The sequence below is a fragment of the Variovorax sp. P1_G12 genome, from assembly GCF_056405555.1.
The window spans coordinates 48,310-61,599 of the sequence record NZ_JBFUBW010000004.1 but is presented as its reverse complement, the minus strand read 5'-3'; the positions used below and the strand labels follow the sequence as shown (position 1 = coordinate 61,599).

General features: G+C 67.8%; 13 protein-coding genes. 5 read left to right on the top strand and 8 right to left on the bottom strand.

What is annotated here, in order from left to right:
- Positions 1–73: 73 nt before the first annotated feature.
- Genes AC1D2O_RS05880 through AC1D2O_RS05860 form a run of 5 tightly spaced genes read right to left on the bottom strand, consistent with a single transcriptional unit; the run spans position 74 to position 5,034 of the window.
- On the bottom strand, positions 74–946 hold the full coding sequence (locus AC1D2O_RS05880; protein ID WP_478156478.1) for an endonuclease/exonuclease/phosphatase family protein: 873 nt from the start codon (positions 944–946) through the stop codon (positions 74–76).
- Positions 943–1,782 carry a carbohydrate ABC transporter permease gene (locus tag AC1D2O_RS05875; protein ID WP_478094615.1) on the bottom strand — a complete coding sequence of 280 codons (840 nt, stop codon included), beginning with the start codon at positions 1,780–1,782 and terminating at the stop codon, positions 943–945. Before AC1D2O_RS05875 ends, AC1D2O_RS05880 begins: the two co-directional genes overlap by 4 nt.
- Positions 1,779–2,669, bottom strand: a complete 891-nt coding sequence (locus AC1D2O_RS05870) for a carbohydrate ABC transporter permease (RefSeq protein WP_478094617.1) — start codon at positions 2,667–2,669, stop codon at positions 1,779–1,781. Before AC1D2O_RS05870 ends, AC1D2O_RS05875 begins: the two co-directional genes overlap by 4 nt.
- Before the next feature lie 20 nt (positions 2,670–2,689).
- Positions 2,690–3,991 (bottom strand): ABC transporter substrate-binding protein, encoded by a 1,302-nt coding sequence (locus AC1D2O_RS05865; RefSeq protein ID WP_478156476.1) that lies wholly within the window; start codon positions 3,989–3,991, stop codon positions 2,690–2,692.
- 26 nt (positions 3,992–4,017) lie between these two features.
- Positions 4,018–5,034 (bottom strand): ABC transporter ATP-binding protein, encoded by a 1,017-nt coding sequence (locus AC1D2O_RS05860; RefSeq protein WP_478092318.1) that lies wholly within the window; start codon positions 5,032–5,034, stop codon positions 4,018–4,020.
- Positions 5,035–5,248: 214 nt separating this feature from the next.
- Between AC1D2O_RS05860 and phbB the strand changes: the two genes are divergently transcribed.
- From phbB to AC1D2O_RS05845, 3 genes are all read left to right on the top strand, one after another.
- Positions 5,249–5,986, top strand: a complete 738-nt coding sequence (gene phbB / locus AC1D2O_RS05855; protein ID WP_478092316.1) for an acetoacetyl-CoA reductase — start codon at positions 5,249–5,251, stop codon at positions 5,984–5,986.
- A 118-nt stretch (positions 5,987–6,104) separates the two neighbouring features.
- On the top strand, positions 6,105–7,454 hold the full coding sequence (locus AC1D2O_RS05850) for a dicarboxylate/amino acid:cation symporter (protein ID WP_478092314.1): 1,350 nt from the start codon (positions 6,105–6,107) through the stop codon (positions 7,452–7,454).
- Between the two features lie 37 nt (positions 7,455–7,491).
- Complete coding sequence (locus AC1D2O_RS05845) at positions 7,492–9,183, top strand: cation:proton antiporter domain-containing protein (protein WP_478092312.1); 1,692 nt, start codon at positions 7,492–7,494, stop codon at positions 9,181–9,183.
- Between the two features lie 42 nt (positions 9,184–9,225).
- Here AC1D2O_RS05845 and AC1D2O_RS05840 read toward each other — a convergent pair whose 3' ends face one another.
- Complete coding sequence (locus AC1D2O_RS05840) at positions 9,226–9,630, bottom strand: hypothetical protein (protein WP_478092309.1); 405 nt, start codon at positions 9,628–9,630, stop codon at positions 9,226–9,228.
- A gap of 235 nt (positions 9,631–9,865) precedes the next feature.
- On the opposite strand from AC1D2O_RS05840, the gene AC1D2O_RS05835 reads away from it, so the two are divergent.
- Positions 9,866–10,084 (top strand): hypothetical protein, encoded by a 219-nt coding sequence (locus tag AC1D2O_RS05835; protein WP_478092306.1) that lies wholly within the window; start codon positions 9,866–9,868, stop codon positions 10,082–10,084.
- A 214-nt stretch (positions 10,085–10,298) separates the two neighbouring features.
- Positions 10,299–10,871, top strand: a complete 573-nt coding sequence (locus AC1D2O_RS05830; protein ID WP_478095013.1) for a hypothetical protein — start codon at positions 10,299–10,301, stop codon at positions 10,869–10,871.
- Here AC1D2O_RS05830 and xylB read toward each other — a convergent pair.
- Both xylB and AC1D2O_RS05820 read right to left on the bottom strand, forming a co-directional pair.
- Positions 10,868–12,322, bottom strand: coding sequence for a xylulokinase (gene xylB / locus AC1D2O_RS05825; protein WP_478156474.1), 1,455 nt, complete (start codon positions 12,320–12,322; stop codon positions 10,868–10,870). The genes AC1D2O_RS05830 and xylB overlap by 4 nt on opposite strands.
- A 12-nt stretch (positions 12,323–12,334) precedes the next feature.
- Complete coding sequence (locus AC1D2O_RS05820; RefSeq protein ID WP_478156473.1) at positions 12,335–13,273, bottom strand: AraC family transcriptional regulator; 939 nt, start codon at positions 13,271–13,273, stop codon at positions 12,335–12,337.
- Positions 13,274–13,290 lie beyond the last annotated feature (17 nt).

The following is a 13,290-nucleotide window of genomic DNA, read 5'->3' as shown; positions in this document are numbered from 1 at the left end:
TGCCGGGCCGTGGGCGGCGCCCCCGGTAGGGGGTGGGCGCCCGACACGAAGTGCGGGCAACCTGGGGGCGAGCTCAATCTATTTCGAGGAGCACGGGTTGGTGGTCTGAGGCGCGGGTCTGCAAATCGACCTCGACCCTGCGCACCCGCGGCGCCAGTTCATCGCTCACGAAGACGAAATCGCAGGCCATCGGATCGGGACCGTAGGTGCGGTCGAAGAGGCGGAAGGTCGGGTCGTGCGGCCGCTCGGGGTGGGCCAGCGGCCAGGCATCCTGGAACCGCAAGGCGGGTGCCTGGGCCGACAGGGCGGGGTCGGTGAAAGGCTGCTGGATGGCGTCATATGCCGGGTCGGACGCGGGCGTGTTGAAGTCGCCGCAGAGGATGGCCTGCGGCGTGTGGCGCTTGGGCCGGAACGGCGAGCCAGGGAAGTCGTCGACAGGCGGTGCCGCGGCCTGCTCGCAGGCCTCCTTGTGCAACGCGCGCAGGGCGCGCGCCTGCGCCAGCCGCTGCGCCGGCGAGTAGTACTCCAGGTGCGTGGTCATCACGCGCAGCGGGCCCAGTTCGGGGCTGGTCAGCGTGACCACGGTGCACATGCGCGGCATGCTGGTCACGGACGGGTCGGCCGGCCAGGGCAGGACGTGATGCTGCACATGCGCCACCGGCAGCCGCGTGGCGATCAGGTTGCCGAATCGCATCGGCCGGCCGTCGTCGGCATCGAAGTCATGGACCGCGGCGCCGAAGAAGAGCTGGAAGCCCGGCAGCAGCGCCTGCAGCTCGGCCGGCTGGTCGCCGGGGCTGCCTGCCATGGCGCCGAAGCCCGAGGCGATCTCCTGGAGGCACAGGACGTCGAAATCCCCCATCGCGCGCGCGCCATCGACGATGCGCTGGGGGCTCACGACGCCGTCGAGGCCGCAGCACCATTGGGTGTTCCAGGTCACGAGTTTCATTTGATGCCGGCCCTCATGAAGCTCTGCACGAACTGACGCTGAAAGAGCAGGAACGCGATCAGCAGCGGCGCCGAGGTCATCAGGGTGGCGGCGGTGATCACCGACCAGTCGACCCCCTGGTCGACCGAGGAGAACACCTGCAGCCCGACCGTCAGCGGCCGCGCGTTGACGCTGTTCGTGATGATCAGCGGCCAGAGGAAATTGTTCCAGTGAAAGCTCACTGACACCAGGGCGAATGCGGTATAGACCGGGCGGGCCAGCGGCACGTAGACGCGCCACAGGATCTGCAGGGCGCCGGCGCCCTCGACCCGGGCGGCCTCGTCGAGCTCCTTCGGGATGCCCATGAAGGTCTGGCGCAGCAGGAAGATCGCGAAGGCCGAGGCGAAGTAGGGCAGCCCGATGGCCAGCAGCGTGTCGACCAGGCCGAGCCGGGCCATGGTCTTGTAGTTCTCGACCAGCAGGATGTCCGGCATGATCATCAGCTGGACCAGCACCAGCGCGAAGGCGATGCCGCGGCCCCTGAATTCGTAGCGCGCGAAGGCATAGGCCGCCAGCGTGCCCAGCACGAGCTGCACCGCCAGCACCATCGCGACGAGCAGGGTGGTGTTGAGGAAGTAGCGCGCGAAGGGCGCCGCCTCCCAGGCGCGGCGGAAGTTGTCGAGCGTGAGGGGCGCCAGCAGCGCGAAGCGGGTCGAGTACTCGGCCGGATGGAAGGCGGTCCACACCGCGTAGGCCAGCGGCAGGATCCACAGCAGCGCGAGCCACCAGGCGGCCAGCGTGTCGAGCAGCGTGGGCTCGTTGTAGGCGAGGCGCTGGGCCGGAGCGGCGGCGCTCATTTGTAGTGGACCTTCCTGTCGAGCACGAAGAACTGGAACAGCGCGATGCCCGCCAGCACCACCACCAGCACCACCGTGATCGCCGAGGCGTAGGCCGTGTCCCAGAAGCTGAATCCGACCTCGTAGAGGTGATAGAGCAGCAGGATCGAGGTATTGTCCGGGCCCCCGCGCGTCAGCACGAACAGGTGGTCGACCATCCGGAAGGCGTTGATGAAGGCGTTGACCAGCACGAACAGCGTGGTGGGCATCAGGAGCGGCCATTGCACGCGGCGGAAGAAGTACCAGCGCGAGGCGCCCTCGATCGCCGCCGCCTCGCGCAGGCTCGGGTTGAGCGTCTGCAGCGCCGCCAGGTAGAAGATCATGAAGAAGCCGGCTTCCTTCCAGATCGCGACCAGCGTCACCGCGCCGAGCGCGGTCGAGGGGCTGCCGAGCCAGTTGTGAGAGGGCAGGCCGAGCGCCCCGGTGATCTGCTCGAGCAGGCCGTACTGCGGGGTGTAGAAGAAGAGCCAGATGTTGGCCACCGCGATCATCGGCAGCACGGTCGGCGTGAAATAGGCCATGCGCAGGAAAGCGCGGCCCGCGATCCGCTCGTTGACCCAGAGCGCCATCACCAGCGCCAGCGCGATCGACAGCGGGATGGTCGCGCCCGCGAACCAGAGGTTGTTGCGCACCGCCTTCCAGAACACCGGGTCGCCGGTCATGACGGCGTAGTTCTCGAGCCCGACCCAGACGCTCGGGCGCTTGCCCTTGGGGGTCGAGAAGAAGCTGTCGACCAGCGTCGACACCGCCGGCCAGTGCGTGAACGCGACCAGCAGCAGCAACGCCGGCAACAGCAGCAGCCACGCATGGACGGCGTTGCGCGAGGCGGTGTTGCCGGGGTGCGTCATGGCGTGGCCGGCGCCCCGGCCTACTTGAACGAACGCAGGATGCGATCGGCTTCGCGCTGCGCGTCCTGCATCGCCTGGGCGGGCGTCTTGCTGCCGGTCAGCGCGGCCTGGAGGCCGTCGTTCAGGGCCTTGGTCACGCGCTGGTTGTCATGGGTGGAGAACTCGGCCACCGACACCGGCAGCTGGTCGCGCGCCACCAGCGCGGCGGGGAAGTCGCGGCCGTACTTGCGCAGCGTGTCGGTCTCGTACGCGGCCGGGGAGACCGCGACGTAGCCGGTGTCCATGCTCCACTGCGCGGCACGCTCGGGCTGGGTGATCCACTTGGCGAACCTGAACGCGGCGTCCTGCTGCGCCGGCGTCGACTTCTTGAAGATGTAGAAATTGCCGCCGCCGGTGGGCGAGCCCTTGCGCTTGTTCCCGGGAATCATGCCGACGCCGAAGTCGAACTTGGCGTTGGCCTTGATGTTGGTCAGGTTGCCGGTGGTGGTGTAGATGATGGCGGCCTTCTTCTCGAAGAAGTCCTTCGGCGTCGTGCCCCACTCGACCACGCCCGGCGGGTGGATGCCGGCCTTGCCGAGGTCGACCCAGTACTGCAGCGCCTCGATCACCTTCGGATCGTCGAGCTTGACCTGGGTGCCGGCCTCGTTGGCGAGGATCGTGTCGTTCGGCGTGGTCAGGGTCTGGAACAGCCAGTAGGGGAAGCCGCTCGAGGGAATCTGCACGCCCCACTGCGTGACCTTGCCGCTGGCGTCCTTCTTCGTGAGCTTGGTGGCCGCCTCCTTGAGTTCGGCCCAGGTCGTCGGCGGCTTGTTCGGGTCGAGGCCGGCTTCCTTGAACAGTTCCTTGTTCCAGTACATGACCACCGTCGAGCGCTGGAACGGGATGCCCCAGGTCTTGCCGCCGGCCTGGCTGTTCATCATGAACGCCTTGTAGAAACCGGCGAGCCAGGCCTTGTCTTCGGGGGTTTTCACGAAATCGTCGAAGGGAACGATCGCATCCTCGTCGATCAGCGTGAACATGTCGGTCGACAACAGCACCGAGGTCACCGGCGGCGTGCCCGACTTGTGCGCGGTCAGCGCCTTGACGATGGTCTCCTGGTAGGTGCCGGCATAGATCGGCGACACCTTCACGCCCGGGTTCTCCTTCATGAAGCCGGCCGCGAAGCCGTCGATCGTCTTCGCGATCGGGCCGCCCACGGCCACCGGGTAGTAGAACTGGAGCTCCACCGGCGCCTGCGCGTGAACGCTCGCGGTGCCGGCGAGCAGGGCGCCGGCGGCCATCAGGGGCAGGGCCAGGGTCTGGATGAAGGTCTTCCGTTGCATGGTGGTTTTTTCCTTTGGATGAAAGCTCAATCGATTCGCTTGCCGCCGGCATCGAAGCCATGCGCGTCCTGTGGCGCCCAGCGCAGGCCGACCCGGTCGCCCGGCTCCGCCCGGTGCTGTCCGGCGGTGCGCACCAGCAGCACCTGGCTTCCCACCGCGCAGCGCAGCACCAGGTCGGCGCCGAGGTACTCCACGCTCTGCACCGTGGCCGGGATGCCTGCGGCATCGAGCGCGATGGCCTCGGGCCGGATGCCGAGCGTGGCGGCCTGCAGGCCGGCGGCGACGTCGCTGCCGGCGATGCGGCCGGCCTCCAGCGCCACCAGGTTCATCGGCGGCGTGCCGATGAAGCGGGCCGCGAAGGTGGTGGCCGGCCGCGCATAGAGCTCGCGCGGCATGCCCGATTGTTCGACTCGGCCCCGGTTCAGGAGCACCACCTGGTCGGCCATGCTCATCGCCTCGGTCTGGTCGTGCGTGACGTAGACCACCGTGAGGCCGAGCTGGCGCTGCAGGTCACGCAGTTCGCGGCGCATGTCCTGGCGCAGCTGGGCGTCGAGGTTGGACAGCGGCTCGTCCATCAGGCAGACCTTGGCCTGCGCCACCAGCGCGCGGCCCAGGGCCACCCGCTGCTGCTGGCCGCCCGAGAGCTGCGAGGGCCTGCGCTCCAGCAGCGCCTCGAGGCCCAGCAGCGCCGCGGCGTCGCGCAGCCGGCGCGCGCTCTCCGCCGCCGGCGTCTTGCGCACCGAGAGGCCGAAACTGATGTTGTCGGCCACGCTCAGGTGCGGAAACAGCGCATAGTTCTGGAACACCATCGCGATGCCGCGCCGGGACGGCGGCAGCGCGGTGACATCGCGGCCGTCGATCAGCACCTGGCCGGCGGTCGCGGTCTCGAGCCCGGCGACGATGCGCAGCGTGGTCGACTTGCCGCAGCCCGAAGGGCCCAGGAGCACGCAGAACGAACCCGGCTCGATCTGCAGGTCCACCGCGTGCAGGGCCGTGCTTTCGCCCCACGACTTGGCGATCCGTCTCAACTCGATGGATGACATCGAATCAGGCCGCCGCAGGGCCGCCCCAAGGCGGGCTGACCCCCTCGGGGGGAAGCGAATACGCGAAGTGACAGAGCATGGGGGCGCAGTATATGGACGGCTTGTGACACCCCGTTGCAATCGAGGCTCAGTGTTTTCCTGATCGGGCCTTGGCTAGAAACTTCTATAAAGTGAACAATGCCTGTTCAGGCTCGCATACATCAAGGAAATCTTCATGAGCAAAAAAGTCGCATACGTCACCGGGGGCATGGGGGGCATCGGAACAGCCATCTGCCAGCGCCTGGCCAAGGACGGGTTCACCGTCATCGCCGGCTGCGGCCCCACCCGCGACCACGCCAAATGGCTGGCCGAGCAGAAGGCCGAGGGCTACGAGTTCCATGCCTCGGTCGGCAATGTCGGTGACTGGCAGTCCACCGTCGAGGCCTTCACCAAGGCCAAGGCGGAGCACGGCAGCATCGATGTGCTGGTCAACAATGCGGGCATCACGCGTGACCGCATGTTCCTCAAGATGACGCCGGAGGACTGGAGTTCGGTGATCGAGACCAACCTCAACAGCATGTTCAACGTGACCAAGCAGGTCGTGGGCGACATGGTGGACAAGGGCTGGGGCCGGATCATCAACATCAGCTCGGTCAACGGCGCCAAGGGCCAGGCCGGCCAGACCAACTACTCGGCCGCCAAGGCCGGGATGCACGGCTTCACGATGGCGCTGGCGCAGGAGCTCGCCGCCAAGGGCGTGACGGTCAACACCGTGAGTCCGGGCTACATCGGCACCGACATGGTCAAGGCGATTCGCCAGGAAGTGCTCGACAAGATCGTCTCCACCATCCCGGTCAAGCGGCTGGGCGAGCCGAGCGAGATCGCATCGATCATCGCCTGGCTGGCGACCGACGAAGGCGGCTACTCCACCGGGGCCGATTTTTCGGTCAATGGTGGGCTTCACATGCACTGAGGCGCCCACCTGGAAAAGCCCCCGAGAAAACCCGCTACGGCGGGTTTTTTTTGTTTGCGCGGCGCCTTCGACGGCGTCTGTCTCCCAATCCAACACATCACACCCAGGAGATCCCCGCATGACACCCACAGCGATGCCGGCCGCACCGGCCAAGAAGCTGCCGATCTACCGCTCCCTCTACGCGCAGGTGATCACGGCCGTGGTCGTCGGCGTGCTGCTGGGGCATTTCTATCCGTCCGTCGGCGAAACCATGAAGCCGCTCGGCGACGCCTTCATCAAGCTGATCAAGATGATGATCGCGCCGATCATCTTCTGCACCGTGGTGGTCGGCATCGCGGGCATGGAGGACATGAAGAAGGTCGGCAAGACCGGTGGGCTGGCGCTGCTCTATTTCGAGGTGGTCAGCAGCGTCGCGCTGGTGGTCGGCCTGGTGCTGGTCAACCTGCTCAAGCCCGGTGTCGGCATGAATATCGATCCGGCGTCGCTCGACACCCGGGCGCTGGCAGCCTACACCGGCCCGGGCAAGATGCAGGGCACGGTCGATTTCCTCATGAACGTGATCCCCAACACGGTGGTCGACGCCTTCGCCAAGGGCGAGATCCTGCAGGTGCTGCTGATCGCGGTGCTTTTCGGCTTCGCGCTGCATCGCTTCGGCGGCCGCGGCACGCTGGTGTTCGACGTCATCGAGAAGGGCTCGCACGTGCTCTTCGTGATCATCAACTACATCATGAAGCTGGCGCCGATCGGCGCCTTCGGCGCGATGGCCTTCACGATCGGCAAGTACGGCATCGGCTCGCTGTTCGAGCTCGGCAAGCTGATGGCAACCTTCTACCTGACCTGCCTGCTGTTCATCTTCGTGGTGCTGGGGGGGATCGCGCGCTTCCACGGATTCAGCATCTGGAAGTTCATCAAGTACATCAAGGAAGAGCTGCTGATCGTGCTGGGCACCTCGTCCTCCGAATCGGTGCTGCCGCGGATGATGGAGAAGATGGAGAACCTCGGCGCCAAGAAGACCTGCGTCGGCCTGGTGATCCCGACCGGCTATTCCTTCAACCTGGACGGAACCTCGATCTATCTGACGATGGCGGCAGTTTTCATCGCCCAGGCCACCAACACCCCGATGACGCTGATGCAGGAGATCACGCTGCTGGCGGTGCTGTTGCTGACATCGAAGGGGGCCGCCGGCGTCACCGGCAGCGGCTTCATCGTGCTGGCGGCCACGCTGTCGGCGGTGGGCCACGTGCCGGTGGCGGGGCTGGCGCTGATTCTCGGCATCGACCGCTTCATGTCCGAGGCCCGCGCGCTGACCAACCTGATCGGCAACGGCGTGGCCACCATCGTGGTCGCCAAATGGACCAACGAACTCGACGAGGCCCGGCTGCAGGCCGGGCTCAACAACGAGACCTGGGTCGAGGCCCAGGAGCCCGAGGAACTGATCAACGCCCGTACGGAAAAGATGGCCTCCTGAGCCTGGCTGCGGCATCGTTCTTGCAGAATGCAAGGCGATGCCGCACAGCGTTTCACTGATCAACACCATCGCGGCCGGCCTCGGCCTGGCGCTGGTGCTCGGCTTCCTGGCGACGCGGCTGCGGCTGCCGGCGCTGGTCGGCTACCTGCTGGCGGGCGTCATCATCGGGCCGTTCACGCCGGGCTTCGTCGCCGATGCGGGCATCGCCGCGCAGCTGGCGGAGATCGGCGTGATGCTGCTGATGTTCGGCGTCGGCCTTCATTTCTCGCTGGACGAGCTGCTGGCGGTGCGCAAGGTCGCGCTGCCCGGCGCCCTGGTCCAGATGGCGGTGGCGACGCTGTTCGGTGCCGCGCTCGCGACCTGGTGGGGATGGAGCCCGGGCGGTGCGCTGGTGTTCGGGCTGGCGCTGTCGGTGGCGAGCACGGTGGTGCTGCTGCGCGCGCTCGAAAGCCTGGGCATCCTCGAATCGTTCACCGGACGCATCGCGATCGGCTGGCTGGTCGTGGAAGACCTGGCGATGGTGCTGGTCCTGGTGCTGCTGCCGCCGCTGGCCGGGGCGCTGGGCGGGGCCGCCGCGGCCGCCGCCGGCCCGCCGGTCTGGCAGACGCTGGGCCTCACGCTGCTGCAGGTCGGCGGCTTCGTGCTCCTGATGCTGGTGGTCGGACGGCGGGTCTTCCCGTGGATCCTGTGGCAGGTGGCGAGCACCCACTCGCGCGAGCTGTTCACGCTCTGCGTGGTGGCCGCCGCGGTCAGCATCGCCTTCGCCTCGGCGGCGCTGTTCGGCGTCTCGTTCGCACTCGGCGCCTTCTTCGCCGGCGTGGTGATGCGGGAGTCGGAGTTCAGCCACCGCGCGGCGCAGGAATCGCTGCCGTTGCGCGACGCCTTCGCCGTGCTGTTCTTCGTCTCGGTCGGCATGTTGTTCGACCCGTCCGTGCTGATCGACCGGCCGCTGCAGGTGCTGGCCGTGGTGCTCGTGATCGTGGTCGGCAAGTCGGTCGCTGCCTGTGCGCTGGTGCTGCTGCTGCGCTACCCGCTGGGCACTGCGCTCACGGTCAGCGCGAGCCTGGCCCAGATCGGCGAGTTTTCGTTCATCCTCGCGGCGCTGGGTGGTTCGCTCGGCTTGTTGCCGCCCGAAGGGCAGAGCCTGCTGCTGGCCGGCGCGCTGATCTCCATCGCCACCAATCCGCTGTGGTTCAGCCTGATCGAGCCGTTGCAGCAATGGCTGCACGTGCATTCATCTGTCGCGCGCCGACTGGCGTCGAGGGACGACCCGCTGGCCGAGCTGCCGATGCACACCGAGGCCAGGTACCTGTCTCGGCAAGTGGTGCTGGTCGGCTACGGGCGGGTCGGCCGGCGCATCGCCGATGCGCTGGCGGCGCACGACATCCCCTTCGTCGTGGCGGAGCAGAACCGCGCGATCGTGGAGCAGCTGCGCGGCGAGGGCGTGGCCGCCGTGTGGGGCGACGCCGCCGATCCGTCGGTGCTGATCCAGGCCCACATCGCCCGCGCCCGCGTGCTGGTGATCGCCACCGCCGACGCCATGAACGTGCGGCAGATGATCGAGGCGGCCCGGACGCTGAACCCGGCGATCGAGACCGTGATCCGCAGCCACAACGAGGATGAAGCCCGCTTGCTCACCCAGCAGGATGCCGTCACGGTGTGCCTCGGCGAGCAGGAACTGGCGCAGGCGATGGCCCGCACGGTGCTGCTGCGGGCCACCGGCGCCTAGCCGAAGGGGGTCGGAGGGACCCCACGCTCCCTCCGTCGGCCCTCAGAGGTCCTCGATCACCAGCATGCGGTAGCGCTGCGCGATCGAGAACGGCACGGTGCGCACCTGATCCATCAGCCGGCTCGCGGCGGCCTCGTCCCGGGTCCTGACCAGCAGGGCGGTGTGCCCTTCGCGCGCCAGCTTGGTGTAGGCGCGGACCGTGGCGGCGTCGGTGCCGGCCGATGGAAAGGTGCTGTCCGTCTCGCGCACCGTGGGCGAGATCTGCTCGAGCACCACCTCGGGCGGAATCAGGTAGATCTCGTCGCCGCTGAAACCGTTGTCCAGCAGCCGGTGGCCCACGGCGCTGGCGTCCTTGGCGTCGGGAAACATCACGAAGCTGTGGCCCGTCGGATAGAAGGCGCCGCCGACCGAGGCGGTCATATGGGGGTCCAGGTTGAAATGCTTCATGGCTCCTCCGCGCAGTGGGTTGGAACCATGAGCTTAGGCCGTTGCGGAGATAAGAGTTGTAGGCAAATCTTGTTGGAATTTGTAAACAGCGCACTAATCCACAGTTGGCGAATGAAGGACTTGCCCATTTATTTACGATCGGTCACATTTGCAACAAATCGTGAAATTATGACTAGGTGTTGTAGACGGCCCTGAATAGGATCAATTCGTTCCATCCCGAAATCCTCCTAACCCCATGTCGCAATTGCGGAATATCGCGCTGACCGTGCAAGAACTCGAAGAGGGCGAGTTCTATTGGGTATTGCTGGAAGCTACCGACTACGTGATGGACGAAGTTCTTCCCTATCTTCCGATCGAGGCGGCGGTCGATCCGCATTCCACCTATGCGAATGCCCTGGTGGCCGGCGTGGCGGCAATCCGGAAGCTGTTTGGCAAGGAAGGCCCGTTTGCATGAGCGACGCCCGGCCGCCCGAAGGCGCTCGCACCGCAGTGCGAAGCACGAAGGTGCTCCAATGAGCGACGCCCGGCCGCCCGAAGGCGCTCGCACCGCAGTGCGAAGCACGAAGGTGCTCCAATGAGCGACGCCCGGCCGCCCGAAGGCGCTCGCACCGCAGTGCGAAGCACGAAGGTGCTCCAATGAGCGACGCCCGGCCGCTGCTGGAATGACCATGCGAAAACTTGGCGCGGCGATTGCCGCCGCCGGCGTGGCGTTGGCGGGCGTGGCCTGGTTCTACCGCCCCGCATCCGGGGCCGAATGGGCCGCCTGGGTGCAGGCCCTGGGCGTCCTCGCGGCCCTTTTCTGGGCGGTATGGCTGCAGGCCGGGGCTTCCAGGCGGAGCCTCGACCAGGCGGGCCAGGTGGCCGCGATGTTCGCCACCAACATGCACTGGGTGTTCCGCGAACTGAACGACGCCTGCATCAAGCGGAGTTGGGCCGACTACGCCGTGCATCGGCGCATCCTCGCCGAGATCCTGGCCCAGGGGCGCGAGGTGACGCTGCAACTGCTGGACGGCCGCTCGCTGGCCATGGTGACCAGCCTGCGGACCATCGCGGTCGAGGCGCTCGAGATCACCGAGGGCCATGCCGAGGCCGGCAACTGGCCGCGCCTGCAGCACTATTTCGATCGGCGGGTGCCGAGCATCGCCGCCTGGCTGTCCGCGACCGGCAATCCACCTGAAAGCAGCGGGCCGACAGACTACGCGGGGCTGCGCACCTCCTATGGGCAGCTGGGTGAACGCTAGCGGAAGCAGGAACCCAGCGCCGCATACAGCGCCTTGAAGCGGGCACGGCGGCTGGCAAGGCCCGCGGCGATGCCCGCCGCCGGCTCGAAGCGCTGGAGCACGGCGGGAGGCGGGCAGACCCCGGCTTCCGATCCGCCGTCCGCCAGCCAGGCGAGACGGGCGGCGCCCACGGCACCGGCGGCCTCGCTGCCTGCGCAGACCGCGAGCGGCACGTCGAGGATGTCCACCAGCAACTGGGCCCACCAGCGACTGCGCGCGCCACCGCCGACCAGCAACAGATCGCCTGCGGGCCTGGCGAGGGTGTCCAGTCCGTCGCGCAGCCCGAAACTCACGCCTTCCACCACCGCGTAGGCGATCTCGGCCGGCCCTTGGGCGTGCGTCAGGCCGAAGAGCACGCCTTGCGCGTCCGGGTCGTTGTGCGGCGAACGTTCGCCGCAGAGATAGGGCAGGAACAGCGGGGCTCGCTGGCGGCCTTTGGCGTCGAGGGTCGCTGCCGCGGCCAGCAGCGCGGCCTCGTTGCCGAGGCCGAAGCTGCGCGCGGCCCAGCTGACGGCGCTCGCCGCCGACAGCATCACCGACATCTGGTGCCAGCGGCCCGGCAGCGCATGGCAGAAGGCATGGACCGCCCGCCCGGGGTCGGGCTCGAAGCGTTCGCCGCAAATGAAGATGACGCCCGAGGTGCCGAGCGAGACGAAGCCCTGTCCCGCGCCGACCAGCCCCATCCCGACCGCACTCGCCGCGTTGTCGCCGCCGCCGCCGGCGATCGGAATGCCGGCCGCGAGGCCCCAGCGCGCCGCCAGGTCGGGGCTCAGGGCGCCTGCCGGTTCGCTGCCTTCGACCAGCCGCGGCATGTGGTCGCGCGTGAGCCCGGTCGCGGCCAGGAGGGCGTCGGACCAGTCGCGCGCCGCGACGTCGAGCCACAAGGTGCCCGAGGCGTCCGACATGTCGCTCGCCCGCGTGCCGCTCAGCCGGTAGCGCAGCCAGTCCTTCGGCAGCAGCACGCAGGCGGTGCGCGCGAAGAGCTCAGGCTCGTGCTCGCGCATCCACATGAGCTTGGGCGCGGTGAAGCCCGGCATCGCGAGGGTGCCGGCGATCGCGCCGAGGCCGGGCACCCGCGCCATCAGCGCCTCGCACTGCGGCGCGCTGCGGCCGTCGTTCCAGAGGATCGCCGGTCGCAGCACCGCGCCGGCGGCGTCGATCGCGACCGCGCCGTGCATCTGGCCCGACAGTCCGATCGCGCGGACGCCGGCCAACGCCTCGGCATGGCCCTGGCGCAGAACCGCCATGGCGGCCTCCAGCGCTCCCCACCATCGGGTAGGCGGCTGCTCCGACCACAGCGGTGCCGGCCGGTCCACTTCCAGCGATGCACGCGCCAGGGCGACGATGCGATGGTCCCGGTCCAGCAGCAGCGCCTTCAACTCCGAGGTTCCGAGATCGAGGCCGAGGTACATGCCGCACCCTGGTCAGGCCAGGCTGCCGAAGCGGCTGTCGCTCTGGCGCCGGAACTCGGTCGGCGTCATGCCCTTGATCTCGAGGAAGCGCCGATTGAAGTTGGCCACGTTGTTGAAGCCGACCTGGTAGCAGATGTCGGTCACGTAGTGGTCGGTCTGCATCAGCAGGTGGCAGGCGCTGTTGATGCGCACGCGGTTCACGAAGTCGGTGAAGCTGTTGCCGGTGGAGCGCTTGAAGAAGCGGCTGAAGCGGCTTTCGCTCATGCCGAGCTCGCTAGCGATGTCGGCCATCGCCACTGGCTCGGCCAGGTTGGCGGTGATGCGGTTGACGATGATGTTGATCTGGTCGACCTCGGTGTCGTCTTCGACCCCCTTCATCTGCACGTTCGAGAGCAGGCGGTAGTCGCTGCAGTGCGCGAGTTCGGCCAGGTACTCGAGGAAGAGCGCGAGCCGCTGCAATCCGCGCGCGGCCTTGATGGCGTCCCACTGCGCCAGCGCACGCTCCTCGAAACCGAAGAACTCGATGCCGTGTCGGGCCCGCCCGAGCAGCTGCAGCGCTTCGCGCAGTTCGGGGATGTCGGCCGCCGCGCGCTCGATCGGATCGTGGCGGAACTGGATCACGCGGTCGCGGTCGGTCGAGCCTCCCTCGGGGACGTCGAGCGAGATCCAGTTGTGCGGCAGGCGCGGCCCGCAAAGCACCAGCTGGCCGGGATGGAAGGGCCCGATCCAGTCGCCGACGAAGGCCCGGCCGGAGGTCTCGGTGATCAGGTGCAGCTCGTACTCTTCGTGGAAATGCCAGCGCACCAGCGGGCTCGGGAAGCCGTGCGCGAGGCAGCGCACGAGGCCGGCGTCCTCGGGCGCCTCGTAGCCCAGCGCGGGCGAACGCGTGAAGTCGCGCTCGAGTTCGGGTTTTCGGTCGCGGGGCAGATGGCGTTGGCGCGGGGATGACATGAGGCGGTCCTTTCCCA

Coding starts and splice junctions, on each gene's coding strand:
- AC1D2O_RS05840 (WP_478092309.1), bottom strand. CDS start 9,630: ATGAAGCATTTCAACCTGGACCCCCATATGACCGCCTCGGTCGGCGGC.
- AC1D2O_RS05870 (WP_478094617.1), bottom strand. CDS start 2,669: ATGACGCACCCCGGCAACACCGCCTCGCGCAACGCCGTCCATGCGTGG.
- AC1D2O_RS05835 (WP_478092306.1), top strand. CDS start 9,866: ATGTCGCAATTGCGGAATATCGCGCTGACCGTGCAAGAACTCGAAGAG.
- AC1D2O_RS05880 (WP_478156478.1), bottom strand. CDS start 946: ATGAAACTCGTGACCTGGAACACCCAATGGTGCTGCGGCCTCGACGGC.
- AC1D2O_RS05860 (WP_478092318.1), bottom strand. CDS start 5,034: ATGTCATCCATCGAGTTGAGACGGATCGCCAAGTCGTGGGGCGAAAGC.
- AC1D2O_RS05865 (WP_478156476.1), bottom strand. CDS start 3,991: ATGCAACGGAAGACCTTCATCCAGACCCTGGCCCTGCCCCTGATGGCC.
- phbB (WP_478092316.1), top strand. CDS start 5,249: ATGAGCAAAAAAGTCGCATACGTCACCGGGGGCATGGGGGGCATCGGA.
- xylB (WP_478156474.1), bottom strand. CDS start 12,322: ATGTACCTCGGCCTCGATCTCGGAACCTCGGAGTTGAAGGCGCTGCTG.
- AC1D2O_RS05830 (WP_478095013.1), top strand. CDS start 10,299: ATGCGAAAACTTGGCGCGGCGATTGCCGCCGCCGGCGTGGCGTTGGCG.
- AC1D2O_RS05845 (WP_478092312.1), top strand. CDS start 7,492: ATGCCGCACAGCGTTTCACTGATCAACACCATCGCGGCCGGCCTCGGC.
- AC1D2O_RS05850 (WP_478092314.1), top strand. CDS start 6,105: ATGACACCCACAGCGATGCCGGCCGCACCGGCCAAGAAGCTGCCGATC.
- AC1D2O_RS05875 (WP_478094615.1), bottom strand. CDS start 1,782: ATGAGCGCCGCCGCTCCGGCCCAGCGCCTCGCCTACAACGAGCCCACG.
- AC1D2O_RS05820 (WP_478156473.1), bottom strand. CDS start 13,273: ATGTCATCCCCGCGCCAACGCCATCTGCCCCGCGACCGAAAACCCGAA.